The sequence below is a fragment of the Serratia sp. X3 genome (genome assembly GCF_014982455.1).
GTDB classification, from domain to species: domain Bacteria; phylum Pseudomonadota; class Gammaproteobacteria; order Enterobacterales; family Enterobacteriaceae; genus Serratia; species Serratia ureilytica.
Genome location: NZ_JADCNB010000002.1, coordinates 636,604 through 655,109, shown reverse-complemented (window position 1 = coordinate 655,109; position 18,506 = coordinate 636,604). Strand labels below are relative to the sequence as shown.

Sequence of the window (18,506 nt, the reverse complement as noted above, 5' to 3'; positions counted from 1 at the left end):
CATTAACGCCGTTTTCGCCGGGGAAAAGAAGGGGATGGAGATATCTGCTGGCAATTGAAAGCGAATAATTACCAGCAGACACAGTTACGTCAGCCGACGTCAGGAAGCGTTCGCGCTTTGTCGCAGCATGCCGCGCAGGTCGTTGCCGGTCGGCGTCTGATGCACGCGCAGGCCGAACTCGTCGATCACCGCCAGGATATGGTCGAAAATATCCGCCTGAATGCTTTCATACTCCGCCCAGACCGTGGTGTTGGTGAAGGCGTAGATTTCCAGCGGCAGGCCCTCCGGCGTCGGCGCCAGCTGGCGCACCATCAGCGTCATGTTTTGGTGAATGCGCGGGTGAGCGCGCAGGTAGGCTTCCAGATAGGCGCGCAGCGTGCCGAGGTTGGTCAGGCGGCGGCCGTTGAGCGGCGAGGCCAGATCGACGGCGATCTCCTGGTTGTGCTGGCTCAGTTCCTGGGTCTTAACGTTCAGGTAGCTGTGCAGCAGCGGGTTGCGCTGCAGGCGGCGCTGTTCCTCTTCCGACAGGAAGTGCACGCTGCCGGTGTCGATATTCAAACTGCGCTTGATGCGGCGCCCGCCGGATTCCGACATCGAACGCCAGTTTTTGAACGAGTCGGAGATCAGCGCGTAGGTCGGTATGGTGGTGACGGTGTTGTCCCAGTTACGCACTTTGACCGTGGTCAGGCCGATGTCGGTGACCGCGCCGTCGGCGCCGTATTTCGGCATTTCCAGCCAGTCGCCGATCTTCAGCATGTCGTTGGCGGAGAGCTGAATGCCGGCCACCAGCCCGAGGATCGGATCCTTGAACACCAACATCAAGACCGCCGTCATGGCACCCAGGCCGCTGAGCAGCAACAGCGGCGATTTGCCCATCAGCAGCGAGACGATCATGATGCCGATCAGGATCGCCGCCACCAGTTTCAGGCCCTGGAAAATGCCGCGCAGCGGCAGCTGATTGGAAATCGGGCTTTGGCGCAGCAGCGCCAGCAGCGTATCCAGCAGCGAGAACAGCGACAGCAGGGTGAAGGCGAGTATCCACACCTGCGCCGCGGTAACGATCACCGCCTGAGTCTGGCTGCCGCTCTGCAGCCACAGCGTCGCCTGAATGCTGATGATCACCCCTTGCAGCAGCAGCGCCACGCGCTGGAACAGTTTGTATTGGGTGATGGCCTGTTGCCAGACGCGCTGCGACTGCTGGCCGCGGCGCTGAAGGGCGGCCAGCACCACCCGGTGCAGCACCAGGTGGATCACCACCGAGATCAGGACGATCAACCCCAAGACCATCAACAGCGACATCACTCCGCCGAATTCCAAACCAAATTGTTCCAGCCAGCGCGTTATCTGTTGTTGCATTACCGCTCCTTAAAAAATGCGCAAAAAATATCCTGTATGCTCAAAACGCGTTAGCCTAAGGGGTAACGTGCAGGATTTGTGCCTGTTTACCTTTTTTTACATCGAGTTAGCGTTATTTTTCGGTCTCCGCCCCCTGGCTCATCCCTGGGTTTTGCGGTCAGAGAGGAGGGGGAGTTGCACTTAACGTGGCATTGTTCGCTTCTTGAAGAATGCCGTCGATTTCGTTTGGTACAGCAGGAGAACAGTATGCTTAACGCCTGGCATCAACCGGTTCCGCCTTTTGTGGTGAAGCAAGGGCAACGTTTGGATATCACGCTGTGGTTACAAGGGGATGAACTGCCGGAACGGGTGTTTTTGCGCGCCGAACCGGACAATGAAGAGTGGCTGCTGGTGATGAAAGCGCAGCGTCACGAGGGGATGCGGCGCTACCAGGCCAGCCTGACGCTGAATGAGGGCGAGCCGACGCGGCGATACTGCTTCAAGCTGCTGTGGGCCGATCGCCAGCAGTGGTTCGGGCCGCAGGGCTGGTCGCCAACGCCGCCGGGCCAGCTGGCGCAATTCGCCGTCGACGAACCTGACAACGGCCCTGAGTGGGTGGCGGATCAGCTGTTCTACCAGATTTTCCCCGATCGCTTCGCCAGCAGCGGCGGCGAGCACGGCATCCAGAGCGGCAGCTACCGCCATCACGCGGCCGGCGCTGAGGTGATCCGGCGCGACTGGCAGCATCCGCTGGAGGATAGCCACGCCGCTTCGACCTTTTACGGCGGCGATCTGGACGGCATCTGCGCCAAACTGCCGTACCTGCAGCAGTTGGGCGTGACGGCGCTGTACCTGAACCCGATTTTTACCGCGCCGAGCGTGCATAAGTACGATACCGAGGATTATTACCAGGTCGATCCGCACTTCGGCGGCAACGCGGCGCTGCAGCGTTTGCGAGTGAGCACTCACAAGGTAGGCATGAAACTGGTGCTGGACGGGGTGTTCAACCACACCGGCGACTCGCATCCGTGGTTCGACCGCCATCGCCAAGGGCAAAACGGCGCCTGCCACCACCCCGATTCGCCGTATCGCGGCTGGTTCAACTTCTACCCGGACGGCCGCGCGCTCGACTGGAAGGGCAACGCCAGCCTGCCGAAGCTCAACTTCGCCGAGCCGCAGGTGGCGGAAGCGATTTATCAGGGCGAAGGCAGCGTGGTGCGCCATTGGCTGCGCCCCCCGTACAGCATCGACGGTTGGCGGCTGGACGTGGTGCATATGCTGGGGGAGAACGGCGGCGCTGCCGGCAACCTGCGTCACCTGGCGGGCATCTATCAGGCGGTGAAGCAGGAGAATCCGCAGGCCTACGTAGTGGGCGAGCACTTCGGCGACGCGCGTCGCTGGCTGCACGCCGGCGTGGAGGATGCGGCGATGAACTACATGGGCTTCGCGCTGCCGGTGCGGGCTTTTTTAGCGGGGCTGGACGTGGCCTATCACCCGGTGCGGCTGGACGCTGCCGGATGCGCACAGTGGATGGACGGCTACCGCGCCGGGTTGCCGCATGGCCGCCAGCTGATCCAGTTCAACCAATTGGACAGTCACGATACCGCGCGTTTCCTCACGCTGTTGCAGGGGAACGCGGCTCGCATGCAGATGGCGGCGGTGTGGCTGCTGAGCTGGATTGGCGTGCCTTGTCTCTACTACGGCGATGAAATTGGTCTGGACGGCGGCAACGATCCGTTCTGCCGCAAGCCGTTCCCGTGGGACGTCGGCGACTGGGACCGGCCGCTGTTGGCGCTGTTCCAGCGCATGGCGGCGCTGCGTAAACAGAGCCTGGCCTTGCGCCGTGGCGGCTGCCAGGTGTTGTACGCCAGCGGCGAAACGCTGGTGTTCGTGCGCCTGTATCAGCAGGAGCAGGTGTTGGTGGCGCTGCAGCGCGACGGCTGCGGCCAGGCGCAGTTGCCGCATAACCCGCTGTTGGCGCGCGGCCCGTGGCGGCGTGTGGAAGGGCGGGGAGAGTTGAGCGAAACGGCGGGTGGGTTGCGCCTGCAGCTGGCGGAAGAATCGGCCACCGTGTGGCGCTGTGAAGGCTAAGGGAACTGCGGGGGCCGAAGGGCCCCCGCGATTAAGGTGAGTGGGCGTTTACATCAGTAACCGACCGCGGAGCCTGCCGGGCGACGCACGTCGTTGGCGCCGTACAGGTAACCTTCGCGCACTTTGCCGGAAACCGCCGAATCGTTACCGGAGTTGGCCGGGGTGACGCCCGCCGCGCCTGGCAAGCCGACCAGAATCAGTTCGGCGGCGCCCCACGGCGTTTGTTCGCCCATCTTATAGCCCATGCCGCTCAGTAGTTTTAGCGTATCGGCGGAAACGCCGCGCTGTTCGTAGTACACCTCATCCGGCAGCCATTGGTGATGGATGCGCGGCGCGTCCACCGCTTCCTGCGGCGCCATGCCGTGGTCGATCACGTTCAACGCGGTCTGCAGGGTGATGGTGATGATGCGCGAACCGCCAGGCGAGCCCAGCACCATAAAGATCTTGTTGTCCTTGGTCACCAGCGTCGGGCTCATTGACGATAGTGGGCGCTTACCGGGGGCAATGCTGTTGGCGGTGCCCTGCACCAGCCCGTACAGGTTTTTCTCGCCCACTTTCACCGTAAAGTCGTCCATCTCATCGTTGAGGAAGAAGCCGGTGCCCGGCGCGATCACCACGGCGCCGAAGCGGCCGTTGACGGTATAGGTGGTGGAGACCGCGTTGCCGTCGTGATCGACGATCGAATAGTGGGTGGTTTCCGGTTTCTCATGCGGTTCCATGCCGGGCTGCACGTTTTCCGACGGCGTGGCCTTGTCCGCGACGATTTTCTTGCGGATCTGCTCGGCGTAGCTCTTGCTCACCAGCCGGTCGATCGGGTTCTTGATGAATTCCGGGTCGCCGAGGTAGGTGTTGCGGTCCATGTAGGCATGGCGCATCGCCTCGGTCATGGTGTGAATGGCCGCCGCCGAGTTGAAGCCCATGCTTTTCAGGTCATAGCCTTCCACCACGTTGAGGATTTCGCACAGCGTCACGCCGCCGGAGCTGGGAGGCGGCGCCGAGACGAACTTGTAGCCGCGATAGCTGCAGGTGATCGGTGGGGTTTCGGTGACTTTATAGTTGGCGAAGTCGGCCGCCGTCAAAATGCCGCCGCCCTGTTTGGCCGCCGCCTCTACCGCCTGCGGGATCTTGCCTTTGTAGAAGGCGTCGGTTCCCCCTTTGGCGATGGCTTCCAGCGTATTGGCCAGATCGGTTTGCACCAGTTTGTCCCCCGGCTGCAGCGGGCTGCCGTCCGGGCGCAGGAAGATTTTGGCCGACTCGGGATCCTGTTTGAAACGTGCAACGGTGGTGTCGAGAATATCGGTATCGGCGCGGGTCAGCACAAAGCCTTCGCGCGCCAGCCTGATCGCCGGCGCCAGCACCTGTTCGCGGCTCAGTTTGCCGTACTTCTCACGTGCGGTTTCCATCCCCAGCACGGTGCCCGGCACGCCCGCCGCCAGATAGCCGTACAGGCTGGCATCTTTCTTCACCTTGCCGTCGGCATCCAGATACATGTTGGCGCTGGCCGCCGCCGGTGCGGTTTCGCGGAAGTTGATGAAGGTGTCGGTGCCGTCCGCCAGGTGGACGGTCATAAAGCCGCCGCCGCCGATGTTGCCGCAGCAGGGGTTAACCACCGCCTGCGCGTAGCCGACCGCCACGGCGGCGTCGATGGCGTTGCCGCCCATTTTCAGAATATCCACGCCGACCTGCGAGGCCAGGTGCTGCGAGGTGACCACCATGCCGTTTTTGGCTTCCACCGCCGGGTTAGACGCCGCATACAGGCTGCCGCTGACCAGCAGCGCCGCCATGGTCAGGGGTTTGCTCCATTTCTGTAAAAACATAGTTATTCCTACCCTGTCAGTTTTTTATTGTGTTGTGTTTGCTTGCCGTTACTCGCTTGCAAAGCGCGAGCCAGCGTTATTGATAGTAGTCGCAGATGGGCGCACGCGCGGCGATCAGGGTAGGAAATATGAGCGGAAACAGGGAAATAAAGCACTGAAGGTGGGCATATTGCCCTAAAAAGGGGCACAAAAAAACCGGCCCTTGGGCCGGTTGATTCACTATCAGGCTGAAATTACAGCTTGGCAGCGTTTTCAGACAGGTATTTTGCTACGCCGTCTGGGGAAGCGCCCATACCTGCTTTGCCTTTTTCCCACTGAGCCGGGCACACTTCACCGTGCTCTTCGTGGAATTGCAGCGCGTCAACGGTACGGATCATTTCGTCGATGTTACGGCCGATTGGCAGGTCGTTAACAACCTGAGCACGCACGATGCCGTCTTTGTCGATCAGGAAGGAGCCGCGCAGCGCAACGCCGGCTTCCGGGTGTTCGATGCCGTAAGCTTTCTGGATTTCACGCTTAACGTCAGCAACCATTGCGTATTTCACTTCACCGATGCCGCCTTTGTCGACAGGGGTTTTACGCCATGCGTTGTGAACGAATTCTGAGTCGAAGGAAACGCCAACCACTTCAACGCCACGCTTCTGGAACTCTTCATAGCGGTGATCGAAAGCGATCAGCTCGGAAGGGCATACGAAGGTGAAGTCCATTGGCCAGAAGAACAGCACGGCAGGTTTGCCGTTCAGGTGCTTCTTCAGGTTGAAGTTTTCAACGATTTCGCCGCTACCCAGTACGGCAGCTGCAGTGAAGTCAGGGGCTTGACGAGTTACCAGGACCATAATTACTCCTGTAATAGGTGTTAAAGGGTGGATGTAAAAACAAGGGCCAGTATAGGGGCCGTGACTTGGTGAATAAAGGGTAAAAGACCAATCGATGAGATAGCTTTCACCTATCAAAGTCGTTGATATAATTTATCGAGCTTTAAAAATAACCTTTTCCCACAAAAGGGCAAGCGGCAAAACGTAAATTCTTGCAAGGCGCTGCAATTTCAAACGCTTGGGCTTGACCTCAGAGCGTTTTATCCTTCGCCTGCCGCATCATTTGCGGGTAAAACTGCCAGAACTGTGTTTCAAGCTGATGATAATGCCGCTCGACGTCGGCGAACGAGCCGGCCAGCGCCTCAAGACGCGGACGGCGGCTGGCCATGCCCTGCAGCACTCGGGCGATGAACGGCAATTCGGCGTAGCGTTCCAGCCAGCGCTCCGGCCACAGATAGCCGTTCAGGTTCTGAAAACGCGGCGGCGTGAGCGGCAGGTAAGGTTCGATCTGGCTGCGGGCTTCCTGGGTGAACTGGTGCAGATCGCGCGAAGGCTCCAGCTGCTGCCAGTGGCGCGCCAGAAAATGGTCCCACACCACGTCGAGGGTAATTGGCGCCACGCGGCGGTAGGGGGCGCTGAAATAGTCGCGGCAGGCTTTCACCTGCGGCAGGCTGTCGGTCAGCACGTCGACGCGGCGGTGCATCATGATGCCGGCCACCACCTCGGGCTGGTAGTCGGCGGCGGGGTTGCCGCGCACGAAATCGGCCAGCAGGTTGCCCAGCAGCGAGCTGTCCGCCAGCATGGCCAGGTGGAGATGAGCGAGAAAATTCATCCCTCAACTATACCCGAAGTCAGGCAAATCCTCCTTATTTCTTGCCGCTGACCGCCCCCGGCTTTAGACTAGGCCGCCTGTTTTTTACCAACCAGTCTTAAATTGAAGAAGTGAATACCCATGCGCGTCGCTGATTTTTCGTTTGAACTTCCCGAATCCCTGATTGCCCACTATCCCCAGGCCGAGCGCAGCGCATGCCGCCTGCTGCAGCTGGACGGGCCGAGCGGGGCGCTGACGCACGGCGTATTCACCGATCTGCTGGACAAGCTGGAAGCCGGCGATCTGCTGGTGTTCAACAATACCCGCGTGATCCCGGCGCGCATGTTCGGCCGCAAGGTCAGCGGCGGCAAGATTGAAGTGCTGGTGGAGCGCGTGCTGGACGACCATCGCGTGCTGGCGCACGTGCGCGCGTCGAAAGCGCCCAAGCCGGGCGCCGAGCTGCTGCTGGGGGATGACGAGAGCATCGCCGCCACCATGGTGGCGCGCCACGAGACGCTGTTCGAGCTGCGCTTCAACGACGAACGCGATGTCTTCACCATTCTCAACGCGGCCGGCCATATGCCGCTGCCGCCTTATATCGCTCGCCCGGATGAAGACGCCGACCGCGAACTGTATCAGACGGTCTACAGCGAGAAGCCGGGCGCGGTCGCCGCGCCGACCGCCGGTCTGCACTTCGACGAACCGCTGCTGGCGGCGCTGCGCGCCAAGGGCGTGGAAATGGCGTTCGTGACGCTGCACGTCGGCGCCGGCACCTTCCAGCCGGTACGCGTGGAAACCATCGAAGATCACGTGATGCACGCCGAATACGCCGAAGTGCCGCAGGAGGTCGTGGATGCGGTGCTGGCCTGCAAAGCGCGCGGCAAGCGCGTGGTGGCGGTGGGCACCACCTCGGTGCGCTCGTTGGAAAGCGCCGCGGCGGCCAGCAAAGAGGCGCTGATTGCGCCGTTCTTCGGCGACACCAGCATCTTTATCTATCCGGGTTACCACTATCAGGTGATCGACGCGCTGGTAACCAACTTCCACCTGCCGGAGTCCACCCTGATCATGCTGGTGTCGGCTTTCGCCGGCTACAAAAATACCATGAACGCCTATCAGCAGGCGGTGGCCGAGCAGTATCGCTTTTTCAGCTACGGCGATGCGATGTTCATCAGCCGTAATCCGCAGGCGGAAAACGAGTCTGTCGGCGGTTAATTTCCCGGGCTGCGCCCACGGCGCGGCCCCGTTTCAACGACATCAGACTGTTTCTCTGATGCTGGAGGCTTTGTGAAGTACGAACTACAAACTACCGATGGCCGCGCACGCCGCGGCCGCCTGATTTTCGACCGCGGCGTAGTGGAAACCCCGGCCTTTATGCCGGTCGGTACCTACGGCACGGTCAAGGGCATGACGCCGGAAGAAGTGAAAGAGACCGGCGCGCAGATCCTGCTGGGCAACACCTTCCACCTGTGGCTGCGCCCTGGCCAGGAGATCATGAAGCTGCACGGCGATCTGCACGATTTCATGCAGTGGCCGGGCCCGATCCTCACCGACTCCGGCGGTTTCCAGGTGTTCAGCCTGGGGGCGATGCGCAAGATCAAAGAGGAAGGCGTGTACTTCCGCAACCCGATCAACGGCGACAAGGTGTTCCTGAGCCCGGAAAAATCGATGGAAATCCAGTATGACCTGGGTTCCGACATCGTGATGATCTTCGATGAATGCACGCCGTACCCGGCGGACTGGGACTACGCCAAGCGCTCGATGGAAATGTCGCTGCGTTGGGCGCAGCGCAGCCGCCAGCGTTTCGACGAGCTGGAAAATAAAAATGCGCTGTTCGGCATCATTCAGGGCGGCGTTTACGAAGATTTACGTGATGTTTCAGTAAAAGGGCTGGTGGATATCGGCTTTGATGGGTACGCTGTGGGCGGCTTGGCTGTAGGCGAGCCGAAAGAGGATATGCATCGCATTCTTGAACACGTTTGCCCGCAAATTCCGGAAGATAAGCCACGCTATTTGATGGGCGTCGGCAAGCCGGAAGATTTGGTGGAAGGCGTGCGCCGCGGCATCGACATGTTCGACTGCGTCATGCCGACCCGCAACGCCCGCAACGGCCATCTGTTCGTGACTGACGGTGTGGTAAAAATCCGTAATGCCAAGCACAAGGATGATACTTCTCCGCTGGATAAGGACTGTGATTGCTACACGTGTCGCCATTACAGCCGCGCCTACTTGCACCATCTCGACCGTTGCAACGAAATATTGGGTGCTCGACTGAACACAATTCATAACCTGCGTCACTACCAGCGCCTGATGGCGGGTTTACGCCAGGCTATCGAAGAGGGTAAATTAGAGCAGTTTGTTGCGGATTTCTATGGTCGGATCGGCAAGCCGATTCCGCCTTTAAACGCTTGATCTAATAATTGATAACTTAATGAGGGAATTTCAATGAGCTTTTTCATTTCTGACGCCGTCGCATCCGCAGGGGCTCCGGCTCAGGGAAGCCCGTACTCTCTGATCATTATGCTGGTGGTGTTCGGCCTGATCTTCTACTTCATGATCCTGCGCCCACAGCAGAAGCGCGCGAAAGATCACAAGAAGCTGATGGACTCCATCGGTAAAGGCGACGAAGTGCTGACCACCGGCGGCCTGATCGGTCGCGTGACCAAAGTGGCCGACACCGGCATCATCGCCATCGCGCTGAACGACACCACGGAAGTGATGATCAAGCGTGACTTCGTGGCGGCCGTTCTGCCGAAAGGTACCATGAAGGCCCTGTAATCTTTTTTCCCTAAGGGAATTGCCGTGCTAAACCGTTATCCTTTGTGGAAGTATCTGATGTTGATCGTCGTGATCCTCGTCGGTCTGCTTTATGCGCTTCCCAACATCTACGGTGAGGATCCGGCCGTACAAATCACTGGCGCGCGCGGCGTCGCCGCCAGTGAAACTACGCTGGACCAGGTCCGTACCGTATTAGAAAAAGACAACATCGCGAGCAAGTCGATTGCGCTGGAAAATGGCGCCATCCTGGCTCGCTTTAAAGATCCTGACGTTCAGCTGCGCGCCCGCGAAGCGCTGGTGACCGAGCTGGGTGACAAATTCGTCGTGGCGCTGAACCTGGCGCCGGCCACGCCGACCTGGCTGGCCATGCTGGGCGCAGAGCCGATGAAACTCGGCCTGGACCTGCGCGGCGGCGTGCACTTCCTGATGGAAGTGGACATGGACACCGCGCTGAGCAAGCTGCAGGAACAGACCATGGATACCCTGCGCAGCGAGCTGCGCGAGAAGGGCATTCCTTACGCGTCTATCCGCAAGCTGGACAATAACGGCGTGGAAGTTCGCTTCCGCGACGATGCGGCCCGTGACCAGGCCATCAGCTACATCGGCCCGCGTCAGCGCGATCTGGTGCTGTCCGCCAATGGCGCCAACACCCTGAAAGCCAGCCTGACGGACGCCCGTCTGAGCGAAGCGCGCGAATACGCCGTCCAGCAGAACATCACTATCCTGCGTAACCGCGTTAACCAGCTCGGCGTTGCCGAACCGCTGGTGCAGCGCCAGGGCTCTGACCGCATCGTGGTCGAGCTGCCGGGCATTCAGGACACCGCGCGCGCCAAAGAAATTCTGGGCGCTACCGCGACCCTGGAATTCCGTCTGGTGAACACCAATGCGGACGCCACTGCGGCGGCCAACGGCCGCGTGCCGGGCGATTCCGAGGTGAAGTACACCCGTGACGGCCAGCCGATCGTGCTGTACAAGCGCGTGATCCTGACCGGTGACCACATCACCGACTCCACCTCGAGCACCGACGAATACAACCAGCCGCAGGTTAACATCTCGCTGGACAGCGCCGGCGGCACGTCGATGTCCAACTTCACCAAGGACAACATCGGCAAGCCGATGGCGACCCTGTTCGTGGAGTATAAGGACAGCGGCAAGAAAGACGCCAACGGCCGTGCGGTGCTGGTGAAACAGGAAGAAGTGATCAACGTGGCGAACATTCAGTCGCGTCTGGGCAACAGCTTCCGCATCACCGGCATCGGCAACCCGAACGAAGCGCGTCAGCTTTCGCTGCTGCTGCGCGCGGGTGCGCTGATTGCGCCGATTCAGATCGTTGAAGAGCGCACCATCGGTCCAACCCTGGGTCAGCAGAACATTACCCAAGGTCTGGAAGCCTGTCTGTGGGGCCTGGTGGCGTCCATCGTCTTCATGGTGGTCTGGTACCGTAAATTCGGCGTGATCGCCACCACGGCGCTGGTCGCCAACCTGGTGCTGATCGTCGGCGTGATGTCCCTGTTGCCGGGGGCGACGCTGACCATGCCGGGCATTGCCGGGATCGTGTTGACGCTGGCGGTGGCGGTCGACGCCAACGTACTGATTAACGAACGTATCAAGGAAGAGCTGAAGAACGGCCGGTCCGTTCAGCAGGCGATCCATGAGGGCTATAAAGGCGCGTTCTCCAGTATCGTCGACGCCAACATCACCACCCTGATCACCGCGGTCATCCTGTACGCAGTCGGCACCGGTTCGATCAAGGGCTTTGCGATCACCACCGCTATCGGTGTGGCGACGTCCATGTTCACCGCGATTGTCGGTACCCGTGCCATCGTCAACCTGCTTTACGGCGGCAAACGCATTAACAAGCTGTCTATCTGAGGAGTGCGTTGTGGCACAGGATTATACTGTTGAGCAACTCAACTACGGCCGTAAAGTCTACGACTTTATGCGCTGGGACTACGTGGCCTTCGGCATCTCGTTGGTGCTGTTGGTCGCGTCGATCGCCACCATGTCGGTGCGCGGCTTTAACTGGGGCCTGGATTTCACCGGCGGTACGGTGATTGAAATCAACCTGGAGAAGCCGGCTAACCTCGATCTGATGCGCGATACGCTGGAGAAGGCCGGGTTCCAGGATCCGATTATCCAGAACTTCGGCAGCAGCCGCGACGTGATGGTGCGCATGCCACCGGCGACCGGCACCGCAGGCCAGGAACTGGGCAATAAGGTGATCGGCGTGATCAACGACTCGGTGGATAAAAACGCCACCGTGAAGCGCATTGAGTTCGTCGGCCCGAGCGTGGGCAGCGAGCTGGCGCAAACCGGCGGCATGGCGCTGCTGGTGGCGTTGATCTGTATCCTGATCTACGTCGGCTTCCGCTTCGAATGGCGCCTGGCGCTGGGGGCGGTTATCGCGCTGGCGCACGACGTGATCATCACGCTGGGCGTGCTGTCGCTGTTCCACATCGAGATTGACCTGACCATCGTCGCGTCCCTGATGTCGGTTATCGGTTACTCGCTGAACGACAGCATCGTGGTCTCCGACCGTATTCGTGAGAACTTCCGCAAGATCCGCCGCGGCACGCCTTACGAGATCATGAACGTGTCGTTGACCCAGACGCTGAGCCGTACGCTGATGACTTCCGGTACTACCCTGATGGTGGTGCTGATGCTGTACATCTTCGGTGGCGCGATGCTGCAAGGCTTCTCGCTGGCGATGCTGATCGGCGTGTCGATCGGTACCGTTTCCTCTATCTACGTCGCGTCCGCGCTGGCGTTGAAACTGGGGATGAAACGCGAGCACATGCTGCAGCAAAAAGTGGAAAAAGAGGGCGCCGATCAGCCTTCGATTCTGCCTTAACCGCCGCAGTATTCAGCGAAATGAGAAGGAGCGCCGATGGGCGCTCCTTTTTTTTGCCTCGATTTCAGCGCGGCTGCACCACCGCCGGCTGGGCGGTCGAAACCAGGCTGTGCAGACGGATATAGCCCAGCTGTTCCGGCGTCAGGCCGCTGAAGCGCAGCTCGAAGTCCTGGCCGGGTTTCGGCAGCAGCGAGTCGGCGCTGGCGATCGGTTGCGACAGCGCCTCGGCGGTCAATGGCCGGCCGGTGGCCGCGTCCAGTTGGCCCCATTCCACCACCGCTTTAAACGGCGGCAGCGTGGCCTGTGAGAGGATGCGCACATGCAATTGCGCCTGGGTGCCGTTGGCTTCGCTCTTGATGTGGCTCAGCGAAACGCTCAGCTCGCCGATGTCGCTTTGCAAACGGGCGGCGCTCCGCGCAGCCGGCAGCAGGTAGACGCCGTTATCGGAGTGCTGATTGAGCTGGTTTTGCCGCTCCAGCGCGGTGGCCTGATCGGTCAATACGCTCATTTTCTGGTTCAGCGCCGCGACCTGATGGCGCAGCTGAGGCACGGCGGCGTTGTGCGCGCAGCCACTGAGCAACGCGGCGGCGGCGAGCAGGGCGATTTTGGGGTAACGGGTTGTCATGACGGCGATTTCCTATGCTGAATCTCCTGTTATCAGCTTAGTCCGCCCGGAGGGGAAAGTCATATCGGCACCGCTTCCCGGCTGCGTGTCGCAACAAATGGCCGACGCCCTTTGTTGTGGCTTCACTTCGGGTTAAACTGCATTTATCTATAAAAAACGTTTATCAGGACGTGTTATGCATTGCCCTTTCTGCGCCGCCGTTGATACCAAAGTCATTGATTCCCGCCTGGTGGGGGACGGTTCGCAAGTGCGCCGCCGCCGCCAGTGTCTGGTGTGCAATGAACGTTTCACCACCTTCGAGGTGGCCGAGTTGGTGATGCCGCGAGTGATTAAAAGCGATGAGGTGCGCGAGCCGTTCAACGAAGACAAGCTGCGTCGCGGCATGCTGAAAGCGCTGGAGAAGCGCCCGGTCAGCTCGGACGACGTGGAAAACGCCCTTAACCATATCAAATCCCAACTGCGCGCCACCGGCGAACGCGAAGTGCCGACCAAGTTAGTCGGCAATCTGGTGATGGACGCGCTGAAAAAGCTGGATAAGGTCGCCTACATTCGCTTCGCGTCGGTGTACCGCAGCTTCGAAGACGTGCGCGAGTTCGGCGAAGAGATTGCCCGCCTGCAAGACTAAAGGATCTTTCATGCATCACGACGAATTTTACATGGCGCGCGCCTTCGAGCTGGCGCGGCTGGGGCGTTTCACTACCGCGCCCAATCCGAACGTCGGCTGCGTTATCGTGCGCGACGGCGAAATTGTCGGTGAAGGTTATCATCTGCGCGCCGGCGAGCCGCACGCGGAAGTGCATGCGCTGCGCATGGCGGGCGACAAGGCGCGCGGCGCCACCGCCTATGTGACGCTCGAGCCGTGCAGCCATCACGGCCGCACGCCGCCCTGTGCCGATGCGCTGGTGGCCGCCGGCGTAACGCGAGTGGTCGCGGCGATGCAAGATCCCAATCCTCAGGTGGCCGGGCGCGGCTTGTACAAGCTGCAGCAGGCCGGCGTCGAGGTGCGTCATGGCCTGATGCTGGCCGAAGCCGAAGCGGTCAACCTGGGCTTCCTCAAACGCATGCGCACCGGTTTTCCCTATGTGCAACTGAAGCTGGGCGCGTCGCTGGACGGCCGCACGGCGATGGCCTCCGGCGAAAGCCAGTGGATCACCTCACCCGAAGCGCGTCAGGACGTGCAGCGGCTGCGCGCGCAGAGCGCCGCGATTCTCAGCACCAGCGCCACCGTGCTGGCGGACGATCCGTCGCTGACGGTGCGTTGGGATGAGCTGGACGCCGAAACCCAGAGCCTCTATCCGCGCGAAAATCTGCGTCAGCCGCTGCGCATCCTGCTGGACAGCCAAAATCGCATTACCCCGCAACACCGCGTGGTGCAGCAGCCGGGCGCCACCTTGCTGGCGCGCCTGCAGGCGGATGAACAGGCCTGGCCGCAAGACGTCGAGCAGTTCATCTGCCCGGCGCACGGCGGCGGCGTCGATCTGGTGGTGATGATGATGCTGTTGGCCAAGCGCCAGGTGAATTCAATCTGGGTGGAGGCGGGGGCGACGCTGGCCGGCGCGCTGCTGCAGGCCGGCCTGGTGGATGAGCTCATTTTGTACATCGCGCCAAAACTGTTGGGCGATAATGGCCGCGGCCTGTGTCATTTGCCGGGCCTTGAGCGTCTGGCCGACGCACCGGAATTCGTCTTTAGCGACGTGCGCCAGGTTGGCCCCGATCTGCGTTTGCGCCTGCGGGCGAAACATTGAATCTCGCGCCCGCGCGCCGGTTTTACAAAAGCGCCGCGCAGGCGATGAAAGAATATGATAGAATCCGCCCCCCTGCGGGGTATTGAACCCATTTTTAAGGAAAGCCCATGAAAGTTATCGAAGGTGTTGTTGCTACTCCAAATGCCCGTGTGGCGATCGCAATTGCACGTTTTAACAATTTCATCAACGACAGCCTGCTGGAAGGCGCCATCGACGCGCTGAAACGCATTGGTCAGGTTGCTGACGACAACATCACCGTTGTCTGGGTCCCGGGCGCTTACGAGCTGCCGCTGACGGCGAGCGTATTGGCCAAAACCGGCAAATACGACGCGGTTATCGCGCTGGGCACCGTTATCCGTGGGGGCACCGCGCACTTCGAATATGTGGCGGGCGAAGCCAGCTCCGGCATCGGCAACGTTGCGATGAATGCCGAAATCCCGGTTGCCTTTGGCGTGCTGACCACCGAAAGCATCGAACAGGCGATCGAACGCGCCGGCACCAAAGCGGGCAACAAGGGCGCTGAAGCCGCGTTGACCGCACTTGAAATGATTAATGTTATCAAAGCTATTAAAGCCTGAATTTAGTTAAGGGGAATTCCGTGAAACCTGCTGCTCGTCGCCGCGCTCGTGAGTGCGCTGTTCAAGCGCTTTACTCTTGGCAGTTGTCTAAAAACGACCTTGCCGATGTTGAACACCAGTTCCTGACGGAGCAGGATGTCAAAGATGTTGACGTCGCCTATTTTCGCGAGTTGCTGTCCGGCGCGGCAGTGAATGCAGGTATGCTGGACGAACTGATGGCGCCTTACCTGTCGCGTCAGCTCGAAGAGCTGGGCCAGGTGGAACGCGCGGTGCTGCGCGTCGCGCTGTTTGAACTGAAAATGCGCGAGGATGTCCCTTACAAGGTGGCGATCAACGAAGCGATCGAACTGGCGAAAACCTTCGGCGCGGAAGACAGCCACAAGTTTGTGAACGGGGTGCTGGATAAAGTGGCGCCAACCCTTCGCAAGAAAAAGTAAAAACATTAAGGCCGGCATTCCCGGCCTTAATTTCTTCTAGTGGAATATCGATATGGCATGCGGCGAATTTGACCTCATTGCCCGCTATTTTGACCGGTTTAAGCGCGTGCGCCGGGATGTACAGTTGGGCATTGGAGATGACTGCGCACTGCTGGCAGTGCCGGAAAAACAGCTGGTGGCCGTCAGTACCGATACGTTGGTCGCGGGCATTCACTTCCTGCCGGACATCGATCCGGCCGATCTCGGGTATAAAGCGCTGGCGGTCAATCTGAGCGATCTGGCGGCGATGGGCGCCGATCCGGCGTGGCTCTCGCTGGCCCTGACCCTGCCGGAGGTGAACGAGCCCTGGCTGAAGGCCTTCAGCGACAGCCTGTTTGATCAGCTCAACTATTACGGCATGCAGCTGATCGGCGGTGATACCACGCGCGGCCCGCTGAGCATGACCTTGACCATTCAGGGCTTGATCCCGGCCGGCCGGGCGTTAACCCGCAGCGGCGCGCGCATCGGCGACTGGATCTATGTGACCGGCACGCTGGGCGACAGCGCCGCCGGTCTGGCGATTCTGCAGGATCGTCTGGCGGTGACGGATAGCGCGGCGCGCGATTATCTGGTCGCTCGCCATCTGCGCCCGCAGCCGCGGGTGTTGCAGGGGCAGGCATTGCGCGATCTGGCCAGTTCGGCGATCGACATCTCCGACGGCCTGATCTCCGATCTGAAACACATCCTGAAGGCCAGCGACTGCGGCGCGCGCATCGTGCTGGATGAGCTGCCGATGTCGCAGGCGCTGAGCAGCCACGCGGATGCCGAGCAGGCGCTGCGTTGGGCGCTGGCGGGCGGCGAAGACTACGAGCTGTGCTTCACCGTGCCGGAGATCAACCGCGGCGCGCTGGACGTGGCGCTGAGCCACCTCGGGGCCGATTACACCTGTATCGGCCAGATTGGCCCGCTGTCTGAAGGCATTCGCTATTACCGCAACGACGAGGCGGTGGTGCTGGACTGGGCCGGGTTCGATCATTTCAACGCGGAGCCGGGCACCCATGGATGAAGCCAAGCGTCGGCTGCGGATGAGCAATCCGTGGCACCTGCTGGCCACCGGTTTCGGCAGCGGTTTGTCACCGGTGATGCCGGGCACCATGGGATCGCTGGCGGCGATCCCGTTCTGGCTGCTGCTGATCCAACTGCCGTGGCAGCTCTACTCGCTGACGGTGATGTTCAGCATTTGCATCGGCGTCTATATTTGCCACCGCACGGCAAAAGACATGAAGGTGCACGATCACGGCAGCATCGTCTGGGATGAGTTCGTCGGCATGTGGATCACGCTGATGGCGCTGCCGGTCAACGATTGGCGCTGGGTCGCCGCCGGTTTCGTCATCTTCCGCATTCTGGACATGTGGAAGCCGTGGCCGATCCGCTGGTTTGACCGCAACGTGCATGGCGGCATGGGCATCATGGTCGACGATATCATCGCCGGCGTGCTGTCTGCGGGCATCATCTACCTGATTGGGCACCACTGGCCGATCGGGCTGTTCTGACAGCCGGGCGCGGTTCTTCGCGCCCGCTTCTCTTATTCAAACCCCGTCACCCGATGCGGCACGTAAGCCGTTTCCAACTCCGCCACCTCTTGCGGCGACAAACTCAAATCGACCGCGGCAATGGCGTCGTCCAACTGCTCGCTGCGTGACGCGCCAACGATCGGCGCGCTGACCGCCGGTTTGTTCAGCAGCCAAGCCAGCGCGATCTGCGCGCGTGAAACGCCGCGTTCTTCGGCGAGGCTAGCGACGCGTTCGGCGATAATGGCGTCGATGCCTTCAGTTTCTTCGTACAGGCTCTTGCCGAACTGGTCGGAAACCAGCCGCGCGGTGGTTTCGCCCCAGGGTCGGGTCAGGCGGCCGCGCGCCAGCGGGCTCCACGGCAGTACGGCGATGCCTTCGGCGGCGCACAGCGGGTGCATCTCGCGCTCTTCTTCGCGCTGGATCAGGTTGTATTGATCCTGCATGCTGACGAAGCGCGTCCAGCCGTGCAGATCGGCGGTATACAGCGCCTTGGCGAACTGCCAGGCGTACATCGAGGAGGCGCCGATGTAACGCGCCTTACCGGCTTTCACCACGTCGTGCAGCGCTTCCAGCGTCTCTTCCAGCGGCGTTTCGTAATCCCAGCGATGGATTTGCAGCAAATCGACATAGTCGGTGCCGAGACGGCGTAGGCTGTCGTCGATGGACTGCATGATGTTGGCGCGCGACAAACCGCGCTCCAGGTTGCTCAGCGGGAAATAGACCTTGGTGGCGATCACCACCTCCTCGCGGCGTGCATAGTCGCGTAGCGCCCGGCCGAGGATCTCCTCGCTGCTGCCGTCGGAATAGCTGTTGGCGGTGTCGAAAAAGTTGATGCCGGCTTCCAGCGCCTGTTTCAACAGCGGGCGGCTGCTCTCTTCCGGCAGCGTCCAGGCGTGATTGCCGCGGCTCGGTTCGCCGTAGGTCATACAACCCAGGCAGATGCGCGAGACGTTCAGATCGGTGTTGCCCAGTTTGAGATACTTCATGCTTGCCTCCCATTCACAGCTCAGACAGTAACTGTAGCGCGGATCCCGGAGGGCGGAAATGAAAACGCCCCCGAAGGCGGAGGCGTT

The 18,506-nt window shown here is 60.7% G+C and carries 18 protein-coding genes; 12 read left to right on the top strand and 6 right to left on the bottom strand.

Annotated features, from left to right (window positions below; all coding sequences use genetic code 11):
- Window positions 1-99: 99 nt before the first annotated feature.
- The gene (locus tag IMX17_RS13490) at window positions 100-1,356 is read right to left on the bottom strand and encodes a mechanosensitive ion channel family protein (protein ID WP_046897540.1); all 1,257 of its coding nucleotides are present in this window, start codon (window positions 1,354-1,356) and stop codon (window positions 100-102) included.
- 246 nt (window positions 1,357-1,602) lie between these two features.
- Here IMX17_RS13490 and malZ point away from each other — a divergent pair, with 246 nt between their 5' ends.
- Window positions 1,603-3,426 (top strand): maltodextrin glucosidase, encoded by a 1,824-nt coding sequence (malZ, locus tag IMX17_RS13485; RefSeq protein WP_046897539.1) that lies wholly within the window; start codon window positions 1,603-1,605, stop codon window positions 3,424-3,426.
- A 53-nt stretch (window positions 3,427-3,479) separates the two neighbouring features.
- Here the strand turns inward: malZ and ggt are convergent, their stop codons facing one another.
- From ggt to IMX17_RS13470, 3 genes are all read right to left on the bottom strand, one after another.
- A complete protein-coding gene (ggt, locus tag IMX17_RS13480; RefSeq protein WP_046897538.1) occupies window positions 3,480-5,243 on the bottom strand; it encodes a gamma-glutamyltransferase in 1,764 nt (587 codons plus the stop codon).
- A 233-nt stretch (window positions 5,244-5,476) separates the two neighbouring features.
- Window positions 5,477-6,079, bottom strand: coding sequence for a peroxiredoxin C (locus IMX17_RS13475; RefSeq protein ID WP_004940403.1), 603 nt, complete (start codon window positions 6,077-6,079; stop codon window positions 5,477-5,479).
- Between the two features lie 229 nt (window positions 6,080-6,308).
- Entirely contained in the window at window positions 6,309-6,890 is a 582-nt protein-coding gene (locus IMX17_RS13470) for an ACP phosphodiesterase (protein ID WP_046897537.1), read from the bottom strand.
- A gap of 120 nt (window positions 6,891-7,010) precedes the next feature.
- Here IMX17_RS13470 and queA point away from each other — a divergent pair, with 120 nt between their 5' ends.
- The 5 genes from queA (at window position 7,011) to secF (ending at window position 12,495) form a co-directional block, all read left to right on the top strand.
- A complete protein-coding gene (gene queA / locus IMX17_RS13465) occupies window positions 7,011-8,081 on the top strand; it encodes a tRNA preQ1(34) S-adenosylmethionine ribosyltransferase-isomerase QueA (protein ID WP_004940394.1) in 1,071 nt (356 codons plus the stop codon).
- A 72-nt stretch (window positions 8,082-8,153) separates the two neighbouring features.
- Window positions 8,154-9,278, top strand: a complete 1,125-nt coding sequence (gene tgt / locus IMX17_RS13460) for a tRNA guanosine(34) transglycosylase Tgt (RefSeq protein ID WP_016928877.1) — start codon at window positions 8,154-8,156, stop codon at window positions 9,276-9,278.
- A 33-nt stretch (window positions 9,279-9,311) separates the two neighbouring features.
- Window positions 9,312-9,644, top strand: coding sequence for a preprotein translocase subunit YajC (gene yajC / locus IMX17_RS13455; RefSeq protein ID WP_004940391.1), 333 nt, complete (start codon window positions 9,312-9,314; stop codon window positions 9,642-9,644).
- A 24-nt stretch (window positions 9,645-9,668) separates the two neighbouring features.
- The gene (gene secD, locus IMX17_RS13450) at window positions 9,669-11,516 is read left to right on the top strand and encodes a protein translocase subunit SecD (protein ID WP_072056030.1); all 1,848 of its coding nucleotides are present in this window, start codon (window positions 9,669-9,671) and stop codon (window positions 11,514-11,516) included.
- A 10-nt stretch (window positions 11,517-11,526) separates the two neighbouring features.
- Window positions 11,527-12,495 carry a protein translocase subunit SecF gene (gene secF / locus IMX17_RS13445; RefSeq protein ID WP_019454209.1) on the top strand — a complete coding sequence of 323 codons (969 nt, stop codon included), beginning with the start codon at window positions 11,527-11,529 and terminating at the stop codon, window positions 12,493-12,495.
- A 64-nt stretch (window positions 12,496-12,559) separates the two neighbouring features.
- On the opposite strand, the gene IMX17_RS13440 is transcribed toward secF, so the two are convergent.
- A complete protein-coding gene (locus IMX17_RS13440) occupies window positions 12,560-13,120 on the bottom strand; it encodes a DUF3251 domain-containing protein (RefSeq protein ID WP_182265033.1) in 561 nt (186 codons plus the stop codon).
- A 175-nt stretch (window positions 13,121-13,295) separates the two neighbouring features.
- On the opposite strand from IMX17_RS13440, the gene nrdR reads away from it, so the two are divergent.
- From nrdR to pgpA, 6 genes are all read left to right on the top strand, one after another.
- Complete coding sequence (gene nrdR / locus IMX17_RS13435) at window positions 13,296-13,745, top strand: transcriptional regulator NrdR (RefSeq protein WP_004940387.1); 450 nt, start codon at window positions 13,296-13,298, stop codon at window positions 13,743-13,745.
- Between the two features lie 10 nt (window positions 13,746-13,755).
- Complete coding sequence (ribD, locus tag IMX17_RS13430) at window positions 13,756-14,865, top strand: bifunctional diaminohydroxyphosphoribosylaminopyrimidine deaminase/5-amino-6-(5-phosphoribosylamino)uracil reductase RibD (protein WP_193549837.1); 1,110 nt, start codon at window positions 13,756-13,758, stop codon at window positions 14,863-14,865.
- A gap of 107 nt (window positions 14,866-14,972) precedes the next feature.
- Window positions 14,973-15,443, top strand: coding sequence for a 6,7-dimethyl-8-ribityllumazine synthase (gene ribE, locus IMX17_RS13425; protein ID WP_004940385.1), 471 nt, complete (start codon window positions 14,973-14,975; stop codon window positions 15,441-15,443).
- A gap of 20 nt (window positions 15,444-15,463) precedes the next feature.
- The gene (gene nusB, locus IMX17_RS13420; RefSeq protein ID WP_004940384.1) at window positions 15,464-15,880 is read left to right on the top strand and encodes a transcription antitermination factor NusB; all 417 of its coding nucleotides are present in this window, start codon (window positions 15,464-15,466) and stop codon (window positions 15,878-15,880) included.
- Between the two features lie 52 nt (window positions 15,881-15,932).
- Window positions 15,933-16,925, top strand: a complete 993-nt coding sequence (gene thiL, locus IMX17_RS13415) for a thiamine-phosphate kinase (protein WP_046897533.1) — start codon at window positions 15,933-15,935, stop codon at window positions 16,923-16,925.
- Complete coding sequence (pgpA, locus tag IMX17_RS13410; protein ID WP_033634010.1) at window positions 16,918-17,412, top strand: phosphatidylglycerophosphatase A; 495 nt, start codon at window positions 16,918-16,920, stop codon at window positions 17,410-17,412. Before thiL ends, pgpA begins: the two co-directional genes overlap by 8 nt.
- Window positions 17,413-17,444: 32 nt before the next feature.
- On the opposite strand, the gene IMX17_RS13405 is transcribed toward pgpA, so the two are convergent.
- Window positions 17,445-18,419 (bottom strand): aldo/keto reductase, encoded by a 975-nt coding sequence (locus tag IMX17_RS13405; RefSeq protein WP_182265031.1) that lies wholly within the window; start codon window positions 18,417-18,419, stop codon window positions 17,445-17,447.
- Window positions 18,420-18,506: the final 87 nt, after the last annotated feature.

Bases quoted from the DNA above. Each gene is read 5' to 3' on its own strand.
- IMX17_RS13490 (WP_046897540.1), bottom strand. From the start codon at position 1,356: ATGCAACAACAGATAACGCGCTGGCTGGAACAATTTGGTTTGGAATTC.
- malZ (WP_046897539.1), top strand. From the start codon at position 1,603: ATGCTTAACGCCTGGCATCAACCGGTTCCGCCTTTTGTGGTGAAGCAA.
- ggt (WP_046897538.1), bottom strand. From the start codon at position 5,243: ATGTTTTTACAGAAATGGAGCAAACCCCTGACCATGGCGGCGCTGCTG.
- IMX17_RS13475 (WP_004940403.1), bottom strand. From the start codon at position 6,079: ATGGTCCTGGTAACTCGTCAAGCCCCTGACTTCACTGCAGCTGCCGTA.
- IMX17_RS13470 (WP_046897537.1), bottom strand. From the start codon at position 6,890: ATGAATTTTCTCGCTCATCTCCACCTGGCCATGCTGGCGGACAGCTCG.
- queA (WP_004940394.1), top strand. From the start codon at position 7,011: ATGCGCGTCGCTGATTTTTCGTTTGAACTTCCCGAATCCCTGATTGCC.
- yajC (WP_004940391.1), top strand. From the start codon at position 9,312: ATGAGCTTTTTCATTTCTGACGCCGTCGCATCCGCAGGGGCTCCGGCT.
- IMX17_RS13440 (WP_182265033.1), bottom strand. From the start codon at position 13,120: ATGACAACCCGTTACCCCAAAATCGCCCTGCTCGCCGCCGCCGCGTTG.
- nrdR (WP_004940387.1), top strand. From the start codon at position 13,296: ATGCATTGCCCTTTCTGCGCCGCCGTTGATACCAAAGTCATTGATTCC.
- ribD (WP_193549837.1), top strand. From the start codon at position 13,756: ATGCATCACGACGAATTTTACATGGCGCGCGCCTTCGAGCTGGCGCGG.
- ribE (WP_004940385.1), top strand. From the start codon at position 14,973: ATGAAAGTTATCGAAGGTGTTGTTGCTACTCCAAATGCCCGTGTGGCG.
- thiL (WP_046897533.1), top strand. From the start codon at position 15,933: ATGGCATGCGGCGAATTTGACCTCATTGCCCGCTATTTTGACCGGTTT.
- pgpA (WP_033634010.1), top strand. From the start codon at position 16,918: ATGGATGAAGCCAAGCGTCGGCTGCGGATGAGCAATCCGTGGCACCTG.
- IMX17_RS13405 (WP_182265031.1), bottom strand. From the start codon at position 18,419: ATGAAGTATCTCAAACTGGGCAACACCGATCTGAACGTCTCGCGCATC.